20 protein-coding genes and 1 other RNA gene are annotated in these 19,964 nt (G+C 49.7%); 12 read left to right on the forward strand and 9 right to left on the reverse strand.

Annotation, left to right across the window (positions count from 1 at the left end):
• Nucleotides 1-62 precede the first annotated feature (62 nt).
• The 4 genes from PAECUDRAFT_RS00805 to PAECUDRAFT_RS00820 form a co-directional block, all read right to left on the reverse strand.
• Nucleotides 63-512, reverse strand: a complete 450-nt coding sequence (locus tag PAECUDRAFT_RS00805) for a peroxiredoxin (protein ID WP_006036181.1) — start codon at nt 510-512, stop codon at nt 63-65.
• A gap of 200 nt (nt 513-712) precedes the next feature.
• Complete coding sequence (locus PAECUDRAFT_RS00810) at nt 713-1,900, reverse strand: putative glycoside hydrolase (RefSeq protein ID WP_006036182.1); 1,188 nt, start codon at nt 1,898-1,900, stop codon at nt 713-715.
• Between the two features lie 224 nt (nt 1,901-2,124).
• Nucleotides 2,125-2,319 (reverse strand): hypothetical protein, encoded by a 195-nt coding sequence (locus PAECUDRAFT_RS00815; protein WP_040711211.1) that lies wholly within the window; start codon nt 2,317-2,319, stop codon nt 2,125-2,127.
• A 135-nt stretch (nt 2,320-2,454) separates the two neighbouring features.
• Nucleotides 2,455-3,303 carry a YitT family protein gene (locus PAECUDRAFT_RS00820; RefSeq protein WP_006036184.1) on the reverse strand — a complete coding sequence of 283 codons (849 nt, stop codon included), beginning with the start codon at nt 3,301-3,303 and terminating at the stop codon, nt 2,455-2,457.
• Nucleotides 3,304-3,420: 117 nt separating this feature from the next.
• Here PAECUDRAFT_RS00820 and PAECUDRAFT_RS00825 point away from each other — a divergent pair, with 117 nt between their 5' ends.
• From PAECUDRAFT_RS00825 to PAECUDRAFT_RS00845, 6 genes are all read left to right on the forward strand, one after another.
• Nucleotides 3,421-4,827, forward strand: coding sequence for an MBOAT family O-acyltransferase (locus PAECUDRAFT_RS00825; RefSeq protein ID WP_006036185.1), 1,407 nt, complete (start codon nt 3,421-3,423; stop codon nt 4,825-4,827).
• Nucleotides 4,828-4,859: 32 nt separating this feature from the next.
• Nucleotides 4,860-6,359, forward strand: coding sequence for a copper amine oxidase N-terminal domain-containing protein (locus tag PAECUDRAFT_RS00830; RefSeq protein ID WP_006036186.1), 1,500 nt, complete (start codon nt 4,860-4,862; stop codon nt 6,357-6,359).
• 133 nt (nt 6,360-6,492) lie between these two features.
• Nucleotides 6,493-8,133, forward strand: a complete 1,641-nt coding sequence (locus PAECUDRAFT_RS00835; protein ID WP_006036187.1) for a DEAD/DEAH box helicase — start codon at nt 6,493-6,495, stop codon at nt 8,131-8,133.
• Nucleotides 8,134-8,287: 154 nt separating this feature from the next.
• The gene (locus PAECUDRAFT_RS00840; RefSeq protein WP_006036188.1) at nt 8,288-9,064 is read left to right on the forward strand and encodes a YesL family protein; all 777 of its coding nucleotides are present in this window, start codon (nt 8,288-8,290) and stop codon (nt 9,062-9,064) included.
• A 48-nt stretch (nt 9,065-9,112) separates the two neighbouring features.
• Nucleotides 9,113-9,295: non-coding RNA, 6S RNA (gene ssrS / locus PAECUDRAFT_RS25125), on the forward strand.
• Nucleotides 9,296-9,421: 126 nt separating this feature from the next.
• Entirely contained in the window at nt 9,422-9,814 is a 393-nt protein-coding gene (locus PAECUDRAFT_RS00845; protein WP_006036189.1) for a DUF1499 domain-containing protein, read from the forward strand.
• 81 nt (nt 9,815-9,895) lie between these two features.
• Here PAECUDRAFT_RS00845 and tpx read toward each other — a convergent pair whose 3' ends face one another.
• Complete coding sequence (gene tpx, locus PAECUDRAFT_RS00850; protein ID WP_006036190.1) at nt 9,896-10,414, reverse strand: thiol peroxidase; 519 nt, start codon at nt 10,412-10,414, stop codon at nt 9,896-9,898.
• Between the two features lie 96 nt (nt 10,415-10,510).
• Here tpx and PAECUDRAFT_RS00855 point away from each other — a divergent pair, with 96 nt between their 5' ends.
• Together PAECUDRAFT_RS00855 and PAECUDRAFT_RS00860 are read left to right on the forward strand one after the other, a co-directional pair.
• Complete coding sequence (locus tag PAECUDRAFT_RS00855; RefSeq protein WP_006036191.1) at nt 10,511-11,125, forward strand: rhomboid family intramembrane serine protease; 615 nt, start codon at nt 10,511-10,513, stop codon at nt 11,123-11,125.
• 51 nt (nt 11,126-11,176) lie between these two features.
• Nucleotides 11,177-12,082, forward strand: a complete 906-nt coding sequence (locus PAECUDRAFT_RS00860; protein WP_006036192.1) for a LysR family transcriptional regulator — start codon at nt 11,177-11,179, stop codon at nt 12,080-12,082.
• 64 nt (nt 12,083-12,146) lie between these two features.
• Here the strand turns inward: PAECUDRAFT_RS00860 and PAECUDRAFT_RS00865 are convergent, their stop codons facing one another.
• Both PAECUDRAFT_RS00865 and PAECUDRAFT_RS00870 read right to left on the reverse strand, forming a co-directional pair.
• A complete protein-coding gene (locus PAECUDRAFT_RS00865; protein WP_040711213.1) occupies nt 12,147-12,836 on the reverse strand; it encodes a zinc metallopeptidase in 690 nt (229 codons plus the stop codon).
• Nucleotides 12,837-12,867: 31 nt separating this feature from the next.
• The gene (locus PAECUDRAFT_RS00870; protein WP_050794241.1) at nt 12,868-13,332 is read right to left on the reverse strand and encodes a MerR family transcriptional regulator; all 465 of its coding nucleotides are present in this window, start codon (nt 13,330-13,332) and stop codon (nt 12,868-12,870) included.
• Between the two features lie 367 nt (nt 13,333-13,699).
• On the opposite strand from PAECUDRAFT_RS00870, the gene PAECUDRAFT_RS00875 reads away from it, so the two are divergent.
• The 3 genes from PAECUDRAFT_RS00875 to PAECUDRAFT_RS00885 are packed head-to-tail and all read left to right on the forward strand — an operon-like array spanning nt 13,700 to nt 16,945.
• Nucleotides 13,700-15,076: an ammonium transporter gene (locus PAECUDRAFT_RS00875; RefSeq protein ID WP_040710566.1), complete on the forward strand. Its 1,377-nt coding sequence runs from the start codon at nt 13,700-13,702 to the stop codon at nt 15,074-15,076.
• Nucleotides 15,077-15,118: 42 nt separating this feature from the next.
• The gene (locus PAECUDRAFT_RS00880) at nt 15,119-16,192 is read left to right on the forward strand and encodes a DUF294 nucleotidyltransferase-like domain-containing protein (RefSeq protein WP_006036196.1); all 1,074 of its coding nucleotides are present in this window, start codon (nt 15,119-15,121) and stop codon (nt 16,190-16,192) included.
• Nucleotides 16,193-16,210: 18 nt separating this feature from the next.
• Nucleotides 16,211-16,945 carry a 3'-5' exonuclease gene (locus PAECUDRAFT_RS00885; protein ID WP_006036197.1) on the forward strand — a complete coding sequence of 245 codons (735 nt, stop codon included), beginning with the start codon at nt 16,211-16,213 and terminating at the stop codon, nt 16,943-16,945.
• A 31-nt stretch (nt 16,946-16,976) separates the two neighbouring features.
• Here PAECUDRAFT_RS00885 and PAECUDRAFT_RS00890 read toward each other — a convergent pair whose 3' ends face one another.
• Complete coding sequence (locus PAECUDRAFT_RS00890) at nt 16,977-17,471, reverse strand: M67 family metallopeptidase (protein WP_006036198.1); 495 nt, start codon at nt 17,469-17,471, stop codon at nt 16,977-16,979.
• A gap of 207 nt (nt 17,472-17,678) precedes the next feature.
• On the opposite strand from PAECUDRAFT_RS00890, the gene PAECUDRAFT_RS00895 reads away from it, so the two are divergent.
• On the forward strand, nt 17,679-18,230 hold the full coding sequence (locus tag PAECUDRAFT_RS00895) for a TlpA family protein disulfide reductase (protein WP_006036199.1): 552 nt from the start codon (nt 17,679-17,681) through the stop codon (nt 18,228-18,230).
• 75 nt (nt 18,231-18,305) lie between these two features.
• Here the strand turns inward: PAECUDRAFT_RS00895 and cimA are convergent, their stop codons facing one another.
• Nucleotides 18,306-19,919, reverse strand: coding sequence for a citramalate synthase (cimA, locus tag PAECUDRAFT_RS00900; RefSeq protein WP_006036200.1), 1,614 nt, complete (start codon nt 19,917-19,919; stop codon nt 18,306-18,308).
• Between the last annotated feature and the right edge of the window lie 45 nt (nt 19,920-19,964).

Below are 19,964 nucleotides of genomic sequence, written 5' to 3' on the forward strand. Positions count from 1 at the left end.
TAAGGGGAGATCCCTGAGCGGCTGACAAGCATAAGGCTTTATTTTGTGTTGCTGCCAATAAATTATGCGTGCGGCTGAAGGGCTTGCAGCGCCTCCAGTATTTCTTCAGTAGGACGGTTGCCTTTCTCGGCGAACACAATGCGCCCGTCTTGCCCGATAATGAACACGACGCGCTGCTGCGCGAATAAGCCCAATAATTTGCCTACGCCGAACGCTTTGCGGATCTCGCCGCCGGCATCGACGATGAGCGGGAAATCATAGCCCTGTCTTTCGGCAAATTGCTGATGATGCTCCAGAGTGGAGGGATTAACGCCCATGACAAGCGCGTTGTACCTTGCATATAGGGAACGTGAATCGCGAACGGCGCATAACTGCTTCGTGCAGCCTGGCGTTTCGTCCATCGGGTAAAAAATGAGTACAATAGGCTGCTTGCCTACGTAATCGCTAAGCTTGATGATGCCTTGCGTGCTATTGGCTTCGAATAGCGGAGCTGTCGATCCAATCGTCAACATGGTCCATGACCTCCACTGCATTTAGATTTTATACTATTATATTGTATACTATCGATAAAGGGAAGACAAATCATGTTTTTAGCAGCAATAAATAAAATAAGCCCTCTAGCGGGAAGCAGTCGATGAGACTGTCGCCGTTAGAGGGCTTGTTCGTATTTAGGAGTAAGGAATGATAGCAGCTTGGTTGCTATAGATCAGAGCTAGAAATTAGCATCTTCCGTATAGCTGTTGCCTGCGTTCCAAAGCAAATATTCTTCAATGTTCGTATCCTTCAACGCTTTAATCTGAGCTTCGACTTCAGCTTTGCCGTATTTCTTGTAATGGCCTTTGCCCAGCCAGCTTGCGGTGAAGTCTTGAATCCACGGGCGAATGACTGGCTTGTATACAGGGCCAAGCGGCCCAAGCTTCTTGTGCGTATCGACCATCGCGCCTTTGATTGTTGCGTATGGATCAAGATCAGGCTCCTTCACTTTGAACCAGCCTGTGCTGTAATGGCTTGGGTATACCATCGGGCTAATGACGTCGACTTGCTTGGAGATTTTCACGAAATCTTGTCCGATTCCTTCTGCTGCCGGTACGGAGGCTGCGTAGCCGAAAATATCGACCGAGACTCGGACGCCAAGCGGCTCTAACTGTTCACGAGCGTATTTGACGAAGTCTGCAATAACGTCAACGCGTTTCTCTGCCGTTTTGTCGAACGTAAGGGAAGCTTCTTTCTTCTCGAAGCCTTCAGGGAAGCGTACATAATCGAATTGAATTTCTTTAAATCCGAGCTTCGCAGCTTCTTTGGCGATTTTTACGTTGTAATCCCATACTTCTTTGCGATAGGGGTTGACGAAGCTGTCGCCTTTGCCATTTTTCCAGATCGATCCGTCCTTGTTGCGATACGACAGCTCAGGATGCTTGTGCGCCAATACCGTATCCTTAAACACGACGACGCGAGCGATCGGGTAAATCTTGTGGTCTTGCATTTGCTTCACGGTTGCATGAATGTCTTTGATGTACCGCTGAGGCGTGCCAAGCTTCTGCAGCTCTGCATTGTCTGTCTTGTACGTGATGTAGCCGTAATCATCTTTGATGTCGACAACCATGCTGTTCAGATCCGTACGATCGAGCAGATTAAGCAGCTTTGCCATTCGTTCTCCGCCTGCGCTGTGCGCAGTCACGTAAATCCCTTTAACCTTTGGCGCATCCTTCTGAGGGTCTTTCTTCACGAACACATTGGTTGGCTGTCCGTCCGTTGTCCCGCTGCTTGAAGATGATGTGGAGCCTGGCCCGGCATCTTGGTGCGCGATTGCCGTAAGCAGCTTATGGGCGGAGGTGCTGTCGTCTCCTGCTCCAGTTAGCAAATTGTAAAACAGTAATAATGTGGTCAGCAAGATGTCCATTGTGTTCTCTCCCCATCTGTAATCATTAATGATTATAAATCAGATTGAGAGAGAGCGACAGGCGTCTTTGGATCGATTTTTGTTGAAAATAGATGGAAAATGGGGAGAAGTTTGAAAGCGTATGCAAACATAATGAAACAGATAAGAAAAAAGCCTGCTTCCCTTGAGGGACGGCAGGCTGCTCATAAACACAAACTCGATAAAGCTATATGATTAACGATCGGTTAATGCAGGCTTGCTTCGCGTTGCTGCTCGCAAATACTAAGCTGAACGATTTCCATCGCGTCTTCCGGTTCAAGTACACCAAGTCCGTCCCGCAGCACGATGTTCAAGTGCCGTTCACGTTCCGTAAGAAAAGGTTCGAGTTCAGGCGCCAGTTTTTCCACAATCCTCGACAATTTGACTGTTTCCATATCCATCATGCATCACCCTCTCATTAGTCATGTTCAGGGCAAACCATCTGGCTAGAAACTAGGAACCACGGGATAGCTTTATTATAACAGGGGGCAATGAAAATGAATAGCGGCTTCCATGAAAATCCATTCCAGCCCGTATTACGGGAGCGGCTTATGGAATTCGCCAATTACGCCCACGGTTTCGACAATGTTGACGAATGCTTTGGGATCGATCGTTAGAACGGTTTTGCGAAGCTCAGCCAGCTCGTAGCGAGTCGTTACGGTCATTAGCATATCCTGCTCGTGGGAGGTGAAGGCGCCTCTCGTACGAATAACGGTAATGCCCCGTTTATTTTCCAGCAATTTGCGAAGCATTTTGTCCGTCTCTCTCGTCACAATAAAGGCGGTCACTTTTACATAACGGATATGCACCAAGTCGACCACTTTGCCAGCCGTAAAAATCGATAGGAGCGAGTAGAGCGCGATATCCGGATCTCGCGTGAATAAAACGAGCGCGCCGATGACAACGCCGTTCAGCAGAAAAATAAACATGCCGACCGGAACATCCCGCTTGCGCGAGATGATCGAGGCGATGATGTCAAAGCCGCCGGACGATCCGCCATGCCGCAGCGCCAGACCGCTGCCGAAACCGATCAACAACCCGCCGAACACGGACGCCAGCAGGATGTCATTAGCGATTTGTCGGACGGGAATGAACTGCAGGGCTAACGTTGTTACCACAACGGAAAAGACGCTAAGGATAACGAATCGCCTTCCAAGCGAGATCCATCCCCAGATCAACACCGGAATGTTAAGGGCCAGATATAGCCAGCTTATCGTTCCGCCTGTAATATAACCGATCATCATCGAAATGCCGGCAATGCCGCCGCTAAGCAATTGATGCGGGATCAGGAGCATATTGAATCCGATTGCAACCAGAATAGCCCCGGCTAGCGTGAACAAGATCGTATAGACTTGCCGTGCCGTCTTGCGTGCATAGAATGCCATCGAAAACCTGAGCCTCCGTTCGTCGAATGATCGTGTCAGGATTATGCAGAGAAACAGGATAATTAAGCATGTTTATCGAATAGTGTTCAAGGAAGAACATGGAGGAGGATTGACCAGATGCTGTTCAACTCGTACCCGTTCATCTTTGTGTATTTGCCCATCACGGTGATGGTCTACTTCGCCTTAACGCGGCAGCGGTGGCTGCTCGCCGCCAAATGCTGGCTGGCGTTTGCTTCGATTTTCTTTTACGGCTGGTGGGATTATCGCTATATACCGCTTATTGTCGCATCGATTGGGTTTAACTATTCAATTGGGCGAATTCTTGGAGCGCGTGCAGCAAGCAGCGAAGGGCCTCGAATTCAGGGGCGAAAACGGAAATGGGTGCTGATAGCGGGAATAAGCGCAAATTTGCTGCTGCTCGGCTACTATAAATACGCCAATTTTTTCTTGGAAAATGTATCGGCTGCAACAGGCAGGCCAATGCCGATGCTTCATCTCGTATTGCCGCTAGGCATAAGCTTTTTCACCTTCACGCAGATCGCTTATTTGGTCGATGTATATAAAGAGAAGGCGCGAGAAGCAAATGTTGTGCAGTATACGCTGTTTGTTACGTTTTTTCCTCATTTGATCGCAGGCCCCATTCTTCACCATAGCGAAATGATGCCTCAGTTCGATCGCTTGCGCAGCAAGCTGTGGGATTGGCGCAACGCAGCAGCAGGCTTGTACTTATTTACGTTAGGCTTAATCAAAAAAGTCGTAATCGCCGATACCCTGGCGCCATACGCGAATGACGGCTTTGCGCATGCTCGTCTGTTTCTTGAGAGCTGGGTGGCATCGTTGTCGTACACGCTCCAGCTTTATTTTGATTTTAGCGGATATACCGATATGGCCATCGGACTTGCGCTGCTGTTTAATATTCGGCTTCCTCAGAACTTCAACTCGCCCTATAAAGCGCGCAATATCCAAGATTTCTGGCGGCGCTGGCATATGACGCTTAGCCGGTTTTTGCGCGATTATATTTATATCCCGTTAGGTGGGAATCGCAAAGGCGAGTCGCGAATGCTCGTTAATCTTATGATTACCTTCCTGCTCGGCGGGTTATGGCATGGCGCTGGCTGGACGTTTTTGATGTGGGGATTCCTGCATGGCGCCGGACAAATCATCCATCGGCTGTGGTCGCGCTTCGGCGTCGTTATGCCTCGTTGGCTCGCTTGGCTGATTACTTTTCAATTTATTAATTTAACGTGGGTGTTCTTCCGAGCGGATTCGTGGAACGAAGCTTTTCGGATTATTAGAGGAATGACGGGAGTAGCAGGCCTGTCGATATCTGGTCTAGAAGCGATCGGGCCTGCTATGATCTGGATTGCGCTGCTGCTCCCAGTCGTTTTGTTCATGCGCAATACGAAAGAGCGTGAGCAGACGATGCAGCCCAATTGGCGTACAGCAGCAGCGATTGGGTGCTTATTCGTCTTTTCATTGATGTATTTCAACAAGATTTCGACATTCCTGTATTTCAATTTCTAGAAGATGATTGGTTATTAGGAGGTGCTTCGGTCTTGTCTACCCATATGCCTGCCTCACAGAAGACCCGCTCGACGGCGGGTTCTCAGCAAGCGCCGGCTCGCCTTCGTCGGCATGCCGCAAGGAAAACGGCCAAACGAATGGTTGCCGCTGCTGGCGCGTTCGCAGTAGTGTTCGGAGCACTCGCGGTACTCCTCTCATGGGCAATTGATCCGCTGCAGCTTTACCATAAATCATGGTATCCGCCTGTGTACTCCTCAGAGGAACGTTACCAGAACGCGGGGCTCGCTCGTCATTATGATTACGATACGATTATTCTGGGTACTTCGATGACTGAAAATTTTTTGCCATCCATCGTCGGCCAAGCTCTTGGCGGTAAGGCGATGAAACTGTCGATTCGCGGTTCTACGATTCCGGAACAATATGACACGGCGAATCTGGCATTAGCGACAGACCAAGTCAAAACGGTGCTGTGGGGCATCGATTATTTTGCTCTGCGGATAGGGCAAGACGAGGCGGAGGATCGTTTCCCATCGTATATGTACGACGACAGCTACTGGAACGATTATAAATATTGGTTTAGCATCACGCCGTATGAGCAGCTTGGACATGGCATTATGAAGCTAGTCGTGAAGGGAGAAGGAGGGGATCTGGAGCGATTGGACAACTGGAACCGCTGGGTGACTTTCGACCGTAAAGAGGTTCTGGCTGATTACCGTAAGGCGCGGCAGCAGGAAGCGTACTATGGCACGAATGAAGCTCCTCTCGCGGATGTGCAGCAGGCTTTCGTCAAATACGTGCTGTCCGTGGTCAAAGCTCATCCCGAAGTCCAGTTTCGCTTTTATTACCCTCCTTATTCGATATTGCGGCATGTCGTCTGGCAGGAAACAAATCCGGTCAGGTTTGAAAACCAAATCTACATGCGGAAGTGGATGTTCGAGCAGTTGAGTAAGCTGCCTAATGCTTGGGTCTACGATTTTCAAGGCGAGAGTCGATGGACGTTCGATTTGGATCAGTATAAGGATTTATCTCATCACCGGGAGGAGGTAAATTCAGCGATTGCTGAAGCGGTGGGACGGAATGATTCCGCTTATCGCATAACCGATCAGAATGTCGACTCGATGAATGAGCTGCTCGAAAGCCAGGTTCGAACCTACGTGATAATGGAAGACGGCAAAGTGCGAGCGGTTCCTGTTCAGGTGAATGGGAAGGACGTACTATTTTCGACGAGAATAGCTGCTGATGGGGACATATTCGTACCGGCTAAGGAAGCGAGCGTGGCATTGAAAGCTAATTTGGAATGGGATGTTCAAACAAAGACGTTAACTGTTTCGAAAGGCAGTAACGTGCTTAAGATGACGATGGGAAAATCGGATGCTGCGCGCGATGAGCGGAAAATGGAAGCGCAATCACCGATAAAGCTGATTAAGAATCGGCTTCAAATTCCGCTAATTTTTGTCTCCAAGCAGCTTGGATTTCAAGTCGAGCGACCCGCGTTAGAGCCCGCCATTACGCCAATCTTGATTCGTGACTAATCGAGCAGGGCAATATTTAAAAGGCTTTCGCTAATGCTTCTGCGCTTCGCTTGCTGGTATTCAACGTTCAAGATGTGTTATAATGAACTGGATATTTTTAAGTAGGCTGAAGATAGAAGGAGTATGAAGAAGTTTGAAAACATTTGCTGAATTCGGACTGGAGCCCAAAGTGCTTCAGGCCATTACGGAGCTTGGATTTGAGGAAGCAACCCCAATCCAGTCCAAATCGATTCCTATTGCGTTGACCGGCAGCGACCTTATCGGCCAAGCGCAAACAGGTACAGGTAAAACTGCTGCGTTTGGTATTCCACTTATTAACAAAATCCCGGTAACCGAAGATCGTATCGTCGCGCTCATTATGACGCCGACGCGTGAACTTGCGATTCAGGTAGCCGAAGAGATTGGGAAATTGACGCGTTACAAGGGTCTCCGTTCCTTGCCAATTTACGGAGGTCAAGAAATTGGCCGTCAGATTCGCGCATTGAAGAAACACCCACAGATCATTATCGGTACGCCTGGTCGTTTGCTCGACCATATCAACCGTAAAACGATCAAGCTTGCTGATGTTCAGACCGTAATCCTGGACGAAGCGGATGAAATGCTGGACATGGGCTTCATGGAAGATATTACTTCGATTCTTAGCATGGTGCCTGCTGAGCGCCAGACGATGCTGTTCTCGGCTACAATGCCTCCGAACATTCAACGTCTTGCTCAAACGTTCCTCAATAATCCGGAACATGTTTCGGTTATCCCTAAGCAAGTTAGCGCTCCGCTGATTGATCAAGCGTATATCGAAGTGCATGAGCGTCAGAAGTTCGAAGCGCTTAGCCGTTTGATCGACATGGAATCGCCAGAGCTCGCTATTATTTTCGGTCGTACGAAGCGCCGGGTTGACGAGCTGAGCGAAGCGCTCCAAAAACGCGGATACTCTGCAGACGGCCTGCATGGCGACCTGTCGCAGAACCAACGTGACAACGTGATGCGTAAATTCCGTGACGGCAGCATTGATGTTCTCGTTGCAACGGACGTAGCTGCACGCGGCTTGGACGTTTCCGGCGTAACGCACGTAATCAACTTTGACTTGCCGCAAGATCCAGAGAGCTACGTTCACCGTATCGGCCGTACGGGTCGTGCTGGTAAAGAAGGTACGGCTTGGTCGTTCGTAACGCCTCGCGAGACGGATCACCTGCACTTCATCGAAAAGGTTACCCGCCACAAAATTACGCGTAAACCGCTTCCTAGCATTGCAGAAGCAATCGAAGGAAAGCAACGCGTAACGGCAGAACGCCTGATCGATATTGTGCAAAACGAAGGCAACCAAGAATACAAAGGAATCGCGATCCACTTGCTGGAGCAATATGATTCCGTTAATCTCCTTGCAGCAGCAATCAAGCTTCTGACAGGCGAGAAGAAGGATGTCAACATTGAGCTGACTCCGGAAGATCCGATTCGTGCGAAGAAGCGTCGTCCTGACGTGCGTACGAGCGGTCGTCGTTATACGGGCTCCTCGTATGGTGGCGGACGTAGCGGTGGAAGCGGCGGCAATGGCGGCGGCGGCGGCGGATACCGCGGCGGCAGCAGCAACCGTAGCAGTGAAGGCAATCGCGGTGGATACGGCAGCGGACGCGGCGGTTATAACAATAATCGCGGCGAAGGCTACAAAGGCCGCAGCGACAGCCGTCCAAGCGAGAACCGTTCCAGCGAAGGTCGTTCGGATCGTGGCGGCGATTCCCGTCGCAAATATTCGTCGTCCGAGGACTTCGTAAACAAATAAGTGACTCTGACCGGGGGAACGAGCTGCGCCGCTGGCGTAGCCGGCCCCCGGTTTCTTATTATACCCATACATGATGCTCTATCAGGCTGTTGGTAAATGGCACCGCTTTCGCTATTGCTGGACAGGCTGATACAGCGATACTGGAGGAAATCACATGGAAATGAGAGGCATCATGGGGGGATTCTACAAAATCTCTGAGTGGATCATGCGTCTTTCGGTTACAAACGTGCTGTGGGCAATATGTTCGATACCGTTCTGGTTCTTCGTATTTTCGGCATTGTTTTTGCCAACGTCAGAGCAGGGCTCTACGATCGGCATGCTGTATGTAGCAATTGCGGTTTCGCCATTTACGCTCTTCCCGGCGACTGCTGCGATGTTCACGGTTGCTCGCAAGTGGGTGATGGGTGAGGTTGACGTCCCATTGTTTAAAACCTTCTTCCGCGGGTACAAGGAAAACTTCCTGCAAAGCATGCTGGGCGGACTTTTGTACGCAGTGCTCTTTGCGATAATGGTTGTTGACTTGACGGTATATCGTTCGGAGCCGAGCATGCAGCTCATTTCCTTCCTTTTCATCGGCTTTTTGTTTATTCTTATCGTTTCGTTGTTTAACTTCTTCTCGATGCTGGTCCATTATCATATGAAGACGTTCCAGCTCCTTAAAAATGCCGTGTTAATTACAATTGGTCGTCCATTCCGTTCCATTGGCACGCTTGCGATGGCGATTGTGGTGCTGATGGCCAGCTGGAAATTCACGTTCCTGTTCCCGTTCTTTACGGGCAGCGTAATCGCGTTTTTATCGTATTGGAACTTTAATCTGATTTATCAAAAGATGCAGGCGCAGGCCGAGAAGCTGGCAGCTGCCGAGGCTGAACAAGCATCGAATGACGAATCAGAAGACGAGACTTCGGATATCGTGACCGGTAAAAAATAACGTATGGCTGTACGTTTACTTTTGATGAAGAACGGTCTATAATAACGATACATCCTGCGATGTACGTAACGGCTCTTCGTTGTTTTGAACCAATGGCTGTTTCACGGGAGACCTATATCGGAATGCAGCTGACATGCCCTCATGTAGGGATCTCAAACCCATTCCTGCGGACCCCCACCTGCGAGAGCGGGTTCAGAAACATGTGAGTCGGACGGCATTCGCGGGTTTCTGCAATCAAACAATCCCGGTCCTACTTGGACCGGGATTTTTGCATAGGACGGGTTAAAATTGTCGGATGAGGTATAATCATGGTATGATAGTGATTAGTGTTTATAGAAGTCGGAGGGGGAGATCTAGTTGTTGAAGCGGACCTTGATCGGATTGCTGCGCAGTCATGAACAAACAGGGGACAAGGCAAAGGATCCGTTGTTGAAATCCCATTATTACAAGCTGTCTAAGGAAAAAGCTTGGGACGAGGTAATATCTACACTTAAGAAAATCCAAGGGTATAAGATCATTCATGAAGTGCCTTCTGTAGGGGAGATTGTCCTGGAGAAGCGTACGATGACAGGACGTACGATGGATATTACCGTATCCGTCATCGGGATTAACCCGCTTAATAGCGCGGTTGATATCTATTCTGCATCACGTGGTTCGCTTGGGGACCTAGGCTCTAACTACCGCGTAATAGTCGATTTATACCGGATTTTGGACAAGAAGCTGTCTTCCTACAAGACAACGAACAGCTAACAGCCATTTACGGTCATATCGATCCAAATAAAAAGCGAGGAAGGAAGCTCCTTCACTCGCTTTGTTTATGCGATAAGCTAATTATAGAAGCGCTTTAACCGCAGCAATCGCTTGCTCGTAGTTCGGGTGCTCCGTCATCTCGCTCAGGTACTCAACGTATTGCACTTTGTCGTTGCTGTCGAGGACGAAGATCGAACGCATATCCAAGCCGAACTCTTTGATGTATACGCCGTAAGCTTCGCCGAAGCTGTGCGCTTTGAAGTCGGACAGCAGGACGACACGATCGACGCCTGCAGCTCCGCACCAGCGTGCTTGAGCGAATGGCGTATCTACGCTAATGGTGAGGATAACAACATTCTCGCCCAAGCTGCTTGCTTCTTCATTGAAACGGCGAGTCTGCGCATCGCATACCCCAGTATCAATCGAAGGAACGACACTGATAAGCTTGATTTTGCCGGCATAGTCCTTAAGGGAAACTACTTCAAGCAGGTTTTTGTTCAGTTGGAAGTCTGGCGCTTGATCGCCAACTTGGAGAGCAGGACCAACGAGTGTGATTGGATTACCTTTAAATGCGGCAACGCCGTTGCGTTCTTGTGTCATATGAAAACGTCCTCCTTAGGGAAAATGGTGGATACCACCAATCATTATAATCCTTTTGATTCCGGCTTGTCCAATTCGCGCCAAAGGGGATATTGAATGATATTTTTACGTTATGAAACCTTCCGTGGTTATTTGCGTATGTATCCAGTCACAGCGCTCATTGTCGCTATTAATATTGTGATGTTTATCATTACGATGCTCAATGGCGGCTCTGAAGATGGATATACCTTGTATCGGTTCGGTGCGTTTCTTCAAACGGAGGATGATCCGTTCGGGCTTGATGAGCCTTGGCGCTATGTGACAGCTATTTTTTTGCATGCGGGGTTCATGCATCTGTTTTATAATTTGATCTCTTTGATCATATTTGCTCCGCCGCTGGAACGGTTGCTTGGACACGTGCGTTACGGCTTGTTTTTTATTGTAACGGGCGTCGTCGGGAATTTGTTTAGCGCGCTGTTTCATCACGGCGAGGTGCTGTCTGTCGGAGCGTCAGGAGCGATTTACGGCGTGTATGGCGCCTTCCTGTTCTTGAGTGTGTTCGGCAAGCATAGGCTCGATGAGGGCTCGCGCAAAACGGTTTACAGCATTCTGATCTTTGGTTTGATCTACTCGTTCTTGGTGCCTACAATCAATATTTGGGCGCATGTCGGGGGCGGAATTGCAGGTTTTGTCCTGTATGGATGGTTCGAACGGAAGCAGCTGCGTCGATAAGGCGCAAGCTTTGCGTGCAGAATAATGGAAGGAGAGAATTCACGACTAAACATGGAACTACGCCAGCTTCACTACTTCGTGAAAGTAGCTAAGAAAGAACACGTTACGCAAGCAGCGGAAGAGCTGCATGTCGCGCAGTCGGCCGTCAGCCGACAAATCCACCAATTGGAAGAGGAGCTTGGGGTAAAGCTGTTTTTGCAAAAGGGCCGAAATCTGCAGCTTACCCCTGCAGGGCAGCTCTTCTTGAAGCGCGCGGAGGTAATTCTCAGCGACCTGGAGAAAGCGGTAATTGAAATCCATGAGTTTATGGATCCAGAGCGTGGAGAGATTCGATTAGGTTTCCCGCATAGTCTGGGGATGTCGCTTGTGCCGCAGGTGGTTGCTGCTTTCCGCAAACAGCATCCAAAGGTGAAGTTTCGATTCAAGCAGGGCATGTTCCCGACGCTGCTGCGGGATATGGTGCAAGGGGACATTGATTTGGCGTTTATCTCTCCTTTCCCGGATGATCATCAGTCGGTATGCGGCGAGGTGCTGCTGACGGAGCATCTACTAGCAATTCTTCCGCCCAGCCACCCGCTTGCAGGCAAAGAGGAAATCGATCTTGCGGAGCTGAAGGACGAGACGTTCGTGATGTTCAGCGAAGGGTACTCCTTGCGTCCGATTGTATGGGAAGCATGCTTAGAGGCGGGATTTGTGCCTAAGGTAGGGTTTGAAGGGGAAGAGACAGATACGATTCGCGGCCTCGTTGCGGCGGGTATGGGTGTGAGTCTGCTTCCTGACATGGCATTGCGCCAAACAGGCCCTCTACAGCCAGCTAAAGTGAGGATACGAACGCCGAGTGTCACACGTACGATCGGATTGATTCGCCGAAGCAATGAGAAGCTGCCTTTGGTAGCTAAAGTGTTCCAAGCCTTCTTGATCGATTATTTCAATAACACGCTTCAAGACAATCATTAATGAAACAATAACCCTCCGGAAATCATTCCGGAGGGTTATTGTTGTTCTAGGATCAAGTAATCCATTAATCGTCGTTATTGGACGAGGTGTAGATCATAATATATTTAATGAGCTCCAATAACGAAATGAGCGCTGCTGCTACGTAAGTTAAGGCAGCGGCATTCAACACCTTGGCGACTCCTCGTTCCTCGTCATTGCGAATGAAGCCTTCCGAGACCATGAGATCCCGTGCTCTGTTGCTGGCATTAAACTCGACGGGTAGCGTAATAAGCTGGAAAGCTACCGCGACTGAGAAGAAGATAATGCCGACGCCGATCAATCCTGTCCAATGGAATAAGAAGCCTGCCAGCAGCAAGAACGGGGCGAAGCCGGATGCAAAGTTGACGACTGGGAAGATCCGGTGCCGAAGCTCGAGCATTGGGTAATGGTTCGCGTGCTGAATCGCATGGCCGACTTCATGGCATGCTACTGAGATGGCTGAAATCGAGCTTTCATAATAAACGGGCTCGGATAAGCGGACGACACGGTGAATAGGATCATAGTGGTCGGACAGCGAACCTTGTACCGGCTCGATCGGGATGTTGTGCAGTCCGTTAGCATCCAGCATGCGCCGGGCGGCGTCGTAGCCTGTCATCCCGCTGGCCGCATGGACTTGAGACCAACGGTTAAACGTGCCACGCACGCGAAATTGGGCCCAAACCGATATGCCGAATGCAATGAGAATCAAGAAATCCATAGGATGGAAAAATAGCATCATGGGTATCCCTCCGCATATATACGTGGTGTTACATCAGATTGCTTTTGTTCATTAGAAGCATGAGCGCTTCGACGCAGGCGGCGGTCTGTGGAATGATCCGCGTGTAGAGACGATTCGCTTGTCTAGGCTTCAATTGATTAAGAACAGGCTCTAGCTCCTTTACCTCTCGCTCCAGCTTGACGAGCTGATGCTGCAGTTCACTGAGCTTTTGCGATACCTCCTCTTCAGATGTTACCTTATTCCAATCTCGAAGCTCGCGCTTAATTTCATCCAGCGAATATTTCTCCGCCTTCATTTGTTCAATACGTTTCAGCCTTACTAATGTTTCGTCGCAATATAGGCGGTAATTTTTGTCGGAACGACGTTCAGGTTCAATTAGTCCCAAAGAAGTATAGTAGTCAATTGTTCTCGGGCTGACGTTAGCCTTCTTCGCTAGTTCACCTATACGGTATAACGATTTCTCAACCACGTTCGCACCTTCTTTCTCTCGCATTCGCACTCTTTATTTTATGATAACGGGTAAAGAACCATACAGTCAAACGTCATGCTTTTTGTTGCGGATATCGTTAAAAAGACGTAACAATCCTGCCACATGAACATCTTGCAGTTTACGAAAGTAAAGCCATACAGGCAGAGGGGTGGACAAAAGACTGGTTTTAAGAAGAGTTGGTGTCATTTGTACACCTTAGTTCCTTTGAATCTGTCACAAAACTTAACATTTGGCATGCGGAGGGTTACGAATGTTACGGGATGTAAGCAATTTTGAAAAAAACGTATTGTCAAATGTGAAGATCCTTACTATAATGACATTAAGTCTTTCGCGTAGTGTTAGGAAACATAACATTAAGGGAGTGGTCGTTGTGGTCAAGAAATTATTGCTTTCTGTAGGGGCATTGCTAATGCTGTTCCCGGCAATGGCATTTGCAGCGGATGAAGGACCATCCACCGCAATGCTTAATATGGGTCTGAACTCGGTATGGATCTTGGTGTCATTCATACTGGTACTTTTGATGCAAGGCGGATTCATTCTATTAGAAACAGGTTCAACTCGAATGAAAAATGCAGGCCACGTTGCCGGCAAAACGATATTTACAGTTGGTCTTTGTACATTAATTTATTGGGCGTTCGGTTACGGCATCTTCAACGGTAGCGATGAAATTAGCGCGGGATTGAAGAAATTCATTGGATGGGGCGACTTCTTCTTCGATCCAACGGTAGCAGGCGGCGAGGGCGACAGCTACCCGATCACGACGTTCTTCCTGTTCCAGCTCGCATTCGCAACAATCTCGTTGTCCATTGCTTGGGGCGGTTTCGCAGAACGTGCTAAGCTTTCCGTTTACCTCGTATTCACGGTATTGTTCTCCATCTTTGTGTACCCGGTCGTAGCGCACTGGATTTGGGGCGGCGGTTGGTTGGCGCAAGACGGCGCGCAAGACTATGCAGGCTCGACGGTTGTTCACTTGACGGGCGCTTTGGCTGCTATGGCAGCTACGATCCTGCTTAAGCCTCGTATCGGCAAATTCAATAAAGACGGCTCCTCCAATGAAATTCTCGGTCATAACCAAGTATTCAGCGCATTATCCGTGCTCTTGCTGTGGGTAGGCTGGTTCGGCTTCAATGCGGGCAGTGCATTGGGTGTAGGCGATGGCTTCTTCGGCTTCGTAGCATTCAATACAATGTTAGGTGCTGGCGCAGGTACGGTTGCAGCATTGCTCATCTCGTGGGCAATTACGGGTAAAGCAGACATTACGACGACGCTTAACGGCGCACTGGCGGGCTTGGTTGCAATCACGGCATCTTGTGCATTCGTAGATCCGTGGGCAGCAGTCGTCATCGGTTTGGTGGCTGGCGTGCTTGTATTCTTTAGCGCTAAATTGTTCGAAAAGCTTCGCATCGACGATCCAATCTTCGCGCTGTCGGTTCACGGTGCGGCAGGTGTATGGGGGACACTCGCTAACGGTATTTTCGCTACGAAGGATCTGGCGGAAAAAGTTGGCGTAGGCCAAGGCGGACTGATCGATACGGGCAGCTGGCATCAGCTGTGGGTTCAATTCGAATCCGTAGTCGTATCAGGTGCTTATGTTCTCGTCATTTCGTTCATTATCCTCGGTGTCATGAAACTTGTCATGGGTCTTCGCGTAACGGAAGAGCAAGAAATTATCGGTCTCGACTTGAGCGAGCACGGTACGTATGGTTACCCAGAGCAAATGAAAAAAGCAAACAATATTCAAGCTTAGCTGGATATTGCAGGCATATTGACCGAGGGGAGAGGACGGGGCATGAGCGATCCGGAAGCGGTGCAGCTCTTGAAGTCGATCGGATCTGCCGTCGACGAAAGCGCGCTGCGCAGCCTGCGGGATCATGTTAACGATCGTATGGAAGCGATACGGTCTGATCTACCGGTCGAACAGTTTTATAACGAGCTGAACGAGGCTTATGATGCAATCATTAAACGCGCAATAAGCCTCGCAGAAGCACATTTGGCACGGATGGGGATGGGTTCTCCTCCCGTGCCTTATGCATATTTGCTGTTCGGAAGCGGAGGAAGACAAGAGCAGACTCTATCAAGCGATCAAGATAGCGGCCTCGTGTATGCAGATATCGAATCGTTGGAGCAGGCGGAGGCTGGCAGGCGCTATTTTACCGAATTGTCGAAGCAGATTGTCATTCAATTGGAATTGCTAGGATTCCCTCGCTGCGAGGGGAACGTATTGAGCGATAACCCTTCCTGGGGGATGCCGCTAAGCCAATGGCGAGAACAGATCAATGGGTGGTTTGAGGAGCCGGCGTGGGAAGCGGTGCGCTATTTGCTCATCGTAGCAGACGGACGCTGCGTGTATGGGGAGTATGCGCTGTCCGAACAATTGAAGGATATATTTTTTAATGATGTGCGCAATCATCCGATTATCACGACCCGTATGCTAGAGAATACGATGCGCCATAAGGTGCTGCTCGGCGTGTTCGGCCAGCTGCTGAAAGAGCAGTATGGCGAAGATGCGGGCAGTTTGGACCTGAAATACGGTGCCTATATTCCGATGGTGAACGCTGTTCGGCTTATGGCTATTTTGCAAGGGGTCCGTGAAACGAAGACGATCGGTCGGATACAGGCGCTTCTTGCGGCAGGCGTGATCTCATCAGAGGAAGCGGAATCGATTACGAATGCGTTTCGATTATTTTTGCGGCTGCGTTTGATGACGACCGAGAAGCATGAAAATGGTTTGTACACCAACAATGGAATGTTGGCTGTCGGCAAGCTGTCCAAAGAATGGATCGAAGAACTGAAGAGCGGCCTCAAAGTCGGCAAAAAGCTGCAGCGGCGCGTTTTTAAGCATACCTCAGGCAAGTTCAGGTAATTCGGAGGGGAACAGGCGATGAAAGAACAGAAGGGCGCCGGGCGGATGTGGCATCTGTATAAAATGGGCGGGATCACTCCGGCAATCGCATCCATGCTCGGCTCTCAGAATGCTCAGCAGATGGCGTTCATTCGATCGATGGCAAAGGAGCAGCGTAAAAAATCTACATTAGATATTCCGCTGCGGGAGCTGGAAATCATCGTGTTCGATCTCGAAACGACAGGGTTTTATCCATACAATGGAGATGAAATCATTTCGTTTGGCGCTGTGCTCGTCAAGGGAGATGAAATATTCGAGGATGTTTCCTTCTATAGTCTAGTCAACCCAAAACGCCGAATTCCAATGCATATCACCCAGTTGACGGGCATTACGAATGAGATGGTGGAAGGTGCGCCTGATTTGATGCAGGTGCTGCATGATTTTATGGAGTTTGTCGGAAGGCGCATACTGCTTGCGCATGGCAGCGGACATGACAAACAGTTTTTGAATGCAGCGCTTTGGCGAACGTCCAAGGTTAATCTGACGCATCGATTGCTGGATACGATGATGGTGGCCAAATGGCTGGAGCCGAAGCGTCCGGACGGTTACGGTCTGGATGAACTGCTGGAGAGCGCCAATATCCCAATCGCTGACCGGCATCACGCGCTCAAGGATTCCATAATGACTGCTAAGCTATGGATGGCCTATTTGAAAAAAATTCAAGAGCGCAACATCGTAACCTTAGATGACTTGTATGCCTATTTAAGTAAATAACAACAGCCCGGGAGCATAGCTCTTGGGCTGTTTATTTAGGCTGCAAACTTGGCGGGACGAGCGCTAAGGCTAGGGACTCCCAAGTATGCGAGAAGGAGATGTGACGATATGCATTTAATTCCGCTGTTGCTGCAGCGAATGACACAATCAGCATGACGGGATCGCTGCCGATCGGCAGTCCGCTGGCATCTGCAGCTGAAGGAATGGCTGTCGTCGTCGGATGGCTGTGATAATATCCGACTAGCGTTTGCTTCGTTTGCATCAGGCGATATAAGGCGGCTGTCCAGGCTTGCGGTTCAAACGCGAAGGCATGTAGCGGATGAGGATGCGCATTGGGGATTGGCACGATCGTATCGACGATGAGTGCGTGCGTTGCCGTTGAATCGGGAGAGCTATCCAATCTAGGTTGTTGCGAATAGACAAGCAGTCCGCATGCCTCGTTCGGTAAGCAGGTCTGGCCGTGATCAAGCAAGCTGCTGTAAGCTTCGCGGGTAAGCATCAATACATCTGGTGAAGAGTTGCGCATCGTCTAGTCTCCTGACCACTCGTAATGAGTAACGAATTCCAGTATAACGCACTTTCCATACCGGATACACTAGAGGATAAGCGGAATGTGTCATATTGATGAAACTGCGGGGCGAAGGAGCAGGTTCGTTTGGCTGATCGCTTGAGCACTGTCGCGCCTGCGTGGTAACATGAAGGAAGCATTGTCAGGGAAGGAATGGACGGTAGAATGAATCGGAAAATGATATTCGTTGCGCTTGTTGTTGCGGCGCTTGTTGTCGTAATGGTTACGCAGTATACGCAAAATAAAGACGAATCGGCATCAACATCCGCCGAGATAAAGCCGAAGGCGGGATTCGATGCGCCAGTGGTGGAGCTGCCGGACTTGAAGGGCGTCAACGTTCAGGTGGGCGGTATCGGCCAGCAGCTGCGTTTCGTTAATTTTTGGGCAGCTTGGTGCGGTCCATGTGAGCTGGAGGCGCCGGAGCTGCAAGAGGCTTTTGAGAAATATGGTGACCAGATGTCGTTTCTAGGCATAAACTCGACGAAGAATGATCGCGAGCGGGACGCTAGAAATTTTGTAGTCGAGCAGAAGCTGACCTTTCCCATTGTCCTGGACCGTAAGGGGGATGCGACGAATCAATATAAGGTGAACGAATTTCCTACCTCTTTCGTGCTTGACCGCAACGGGAAAATACTAGAGCGAATTAACGGGGTTGTCACATTGGCTGATATTGAACGGATTGTAAAAACGTACGGCGGAGACCGGAATCACGGCTAATTGGGCTGACGGCCTTCTCATCATAAAAGGCTGCACCGTCTAGAAGACGCGTGCAGCCTTTTTTGATTCAAGCGATTAGTGATTCACAAGGCCGAGACGCTCATGCGATTCATAACCGACCGATTCGATCTTCGACATGCCAAGCAGTGCATAACGAATGCTGTCGACGAGCGCTTCCCAGCTTGCTTCGATGACGTTGCTGGAAACGCCGACGGTACTCCACGTGTTCTCGAAATTAGACGATTCAATAAGCACGCGCACTTTGGCAGCGGTAGCGTCTTTCTCGTCGATAACACGCACTTTGTAGTCGGATAAGTGGATATTGTTAATCTCTGGATAGAACTGAACGAGCGCTTTGCGAAGGGCGTTGTCCATCGCATTAACCGGTCCATTGCCTTCGGCAGCCGTGTATACGGTCTGATCGTCAACCGTGAGCTTGACAATGGCTTCGGACAGCATGTGGCCGTTCGATTTATCGACGAGCATCTTGAACGATTCGACTTTGAACAATTCGGTCGTCTGGCCATAAGCTTCGCGAAGCAGCAGCTCAAGCGATGCATCTGCGCCTTCGAATTGATAGCCTTGATGCTCGAGATCCTTGATCCGGTTCATTATGTCCTTCGTCTTCTCGGTGTTTGCATTGACGTCCAGTCCGAGCTCTTGCGCTTTGGAGATGATATTGCTTTGTCCTGCAAGCTCAGACACGAGAATGCGCTGCTTATTGCCGACAAGCTCAGGCACAATATGCTCGTATGTTTTGGAATCCTTCATAATAGCCGATACATGGATGCCGCCCTTATGCGCGAATGCTGCATTGCCCACATAAGGTTGTCCAACAGGCATGTGGACGTTTGCGATTTCGCTCACATAACGAGCAGTGCCCGTTAATGCTTGGAGCTGCTGCGTGCTCACGCAAGAATAGCCCATTTTTAGCTGCAGGTTTGGAATGATGGAGCACAGGTTCGCGTTGCCGCATCGTTCGCCATAGCCGTTAATCGTGCCCTGCACCTGTCGTGCGCCTGCCTGAATAGCTGCCAGAGCGTTCGCAACAGCCAACTCGCAATCATTATGAGTGTGAATGCCGATTGGCGTGCTTAATTCCGAACGGATTCTGGAAACGATCTCATGGATCTCGCCAGGCAAAGTGCCGCCGTTCGTATCACATAGGACGAGCCAATCCGCACCAGCCTCTTGGGCGCGTTTTAACACGGACAATGCGTATTCCGGATTGTTCTTGTAGCCGTCGAAGAAATGCTCGGCGTCGAACATCGCTTCGATTCCGTTATGCTTCAAGAAAGCGATGGAATCATAGATCATCGCGATATTCTCTTCCAGCGTTGTTTGCAGCGCGGTGTGAACGTGGAAATCCCACGATTTGCCGACGAGCGTCGCAGCAGGCACGCCAGATTCCACGATACGCACGAGGCTGGAGTCATGCTCTGCGATGCTGTTTTTGCGGCGAGTGCTGCCAAATGCGGTAAGCTTAGCATTCAATCCGATTGATTTGGCGCGTTGGAAAAATTCAATATCTTTGCCGTTGCTTCCGGGATTGCCGCCTTCAATATAATGAACGCCCAATGCGTCAAGTTTCAGAGCAATTTTAAGTTTGTCTTCCGCCGACAGGCTAATCCCTTCACCTTGTGTGCCGTCGCGCAGCGTAGTGTCAAAAATCGAGATGACATTCGTCATGGCCGGGACGTCCCTCCTTCAGTTTCCGTTCCGAAAAACGTTCTT

Origin of the sequence: Paenibacillus curdlanolyticus YK9, assembly GCF_000179615.1 — a bacterium.
Taxonomy (GTDB): Bacteria; Bacillota; Bacilli; order Paenibacillales; family Paenibacillaceae; genus Paenibacillus_T; species Paenibacillus_T curdlanolyticus.

Coding starts and splice junctions, on each gene's coding strand:
- PAECUDRAFT_RS00810 (WP_006036182.1), bottom strand. CDS start 1,900: ATGGACATCTTGCTGACCACATTATTACTGTTTTACAATTTGCTAACT.
- PAECUDRAFT_RS00860 (WP_006036192.1), top strand. CDS start 11,177: ATGGAACTACGCCAGCTTCACTACTTCGTGAAAGTAGCTAAGAAAGAA.
- cimA (WP_006036200.1), bottom strand. CDS start 19,919: ATGACGAATGTCATCTCGATTTTTGACACTACGCTGCGCGACGGCACA.
- PAECUDRAFT_RS00880 (WP_006036196.1), top strand. CDS start 15,119: ATGAGCGATCCGGAAGCGGTGCAGCTCTTGAAGTCGATCGGATCTGCC.
- PAECUDRAFT_RS00870 (WP_050794241.1), bottom strand. CDS start 13,332: ATGCGAGAGAAAGAAGGTGCGAACGTGGTTGAGAAATCGTTATACCGT.
- PAECUDRAFT_RS00895 (WP_006036199.1), top strand. CDS start 17,679: ATGAATCGGAAAATGATATTCGTTGCGCTTGTTGTTGCGGCGCTTGTT.
- PAECUDRAFT_RS00890 (WP_006036198.1), bottom strand. CDS start 17,471: ATGCGCAACTCTTCACCAGATGTATTGATGCTTACCCGCGAAGCTTAC.
- PAECUDRAFT_RS00815 (WP_040711211.1), bottom strand. CDS start 2,319: ATGGATATGGAAACAGTCAAATTGTCGAGGATTGTGGAAAAACTGGCG.
- PAECUDRAFT_RS00805 (WP_006036181.1), bottom strand. CDS start 512: ATGTTGACGATTGGATCGACAGCTCCGCTATTCGAAGCCAATAGCACG.
- PAECUDRAFT_RS00840 (WP_006036188.1), top strand. CDS start 8,288: ATGGAAATGAGAGGCATCATGGGGGGATTCTACAAAATCTCTGAGTGG.
- PAECUDRAFT_RS00855 (WP_006036191.1), top strand. CDS start 10,511: ATGATATTTTTACGTTATGAAACCTTCCGTGGTTATTTGCGTATGTAT.
- PAECUDRAFT_RS00820 (WP_006036184.1), bottom strand. CDS start 3,303: ATGGCATTCTATGCACGCAAGACGGCACGGCAAGTCTATACGATCTTG.
- PAECUDRAFT_RS00865 (WP_040711213.1), bottom strand. CDS start 12,836: ATGCTATTTTTCCATCCTATGGATTTCTTGATTCTCATTGCATTCGGC.
- tpx (WP_006036190.1), bottom strand. CDS start 10,414: ATGACACAAGAACGCAACGGCGTTGCCGCATTTAAAGGTAATCCAATC.
- PAECUDRAFT_RS00825 (WP_006036185.1), top strand. CDS start 3,421: ATGCTGTTCAACTCGTACCCGTTCATCTTTGTGTATTTGCCCATCACG.
- PAECUDRAFT_RS00885 (WP_006036197.1), top strand. CDS start 16,211: ATGAAAGAACAGAAGGGCGCCGGGCGGATGTGGCATCTGTATAAAATG.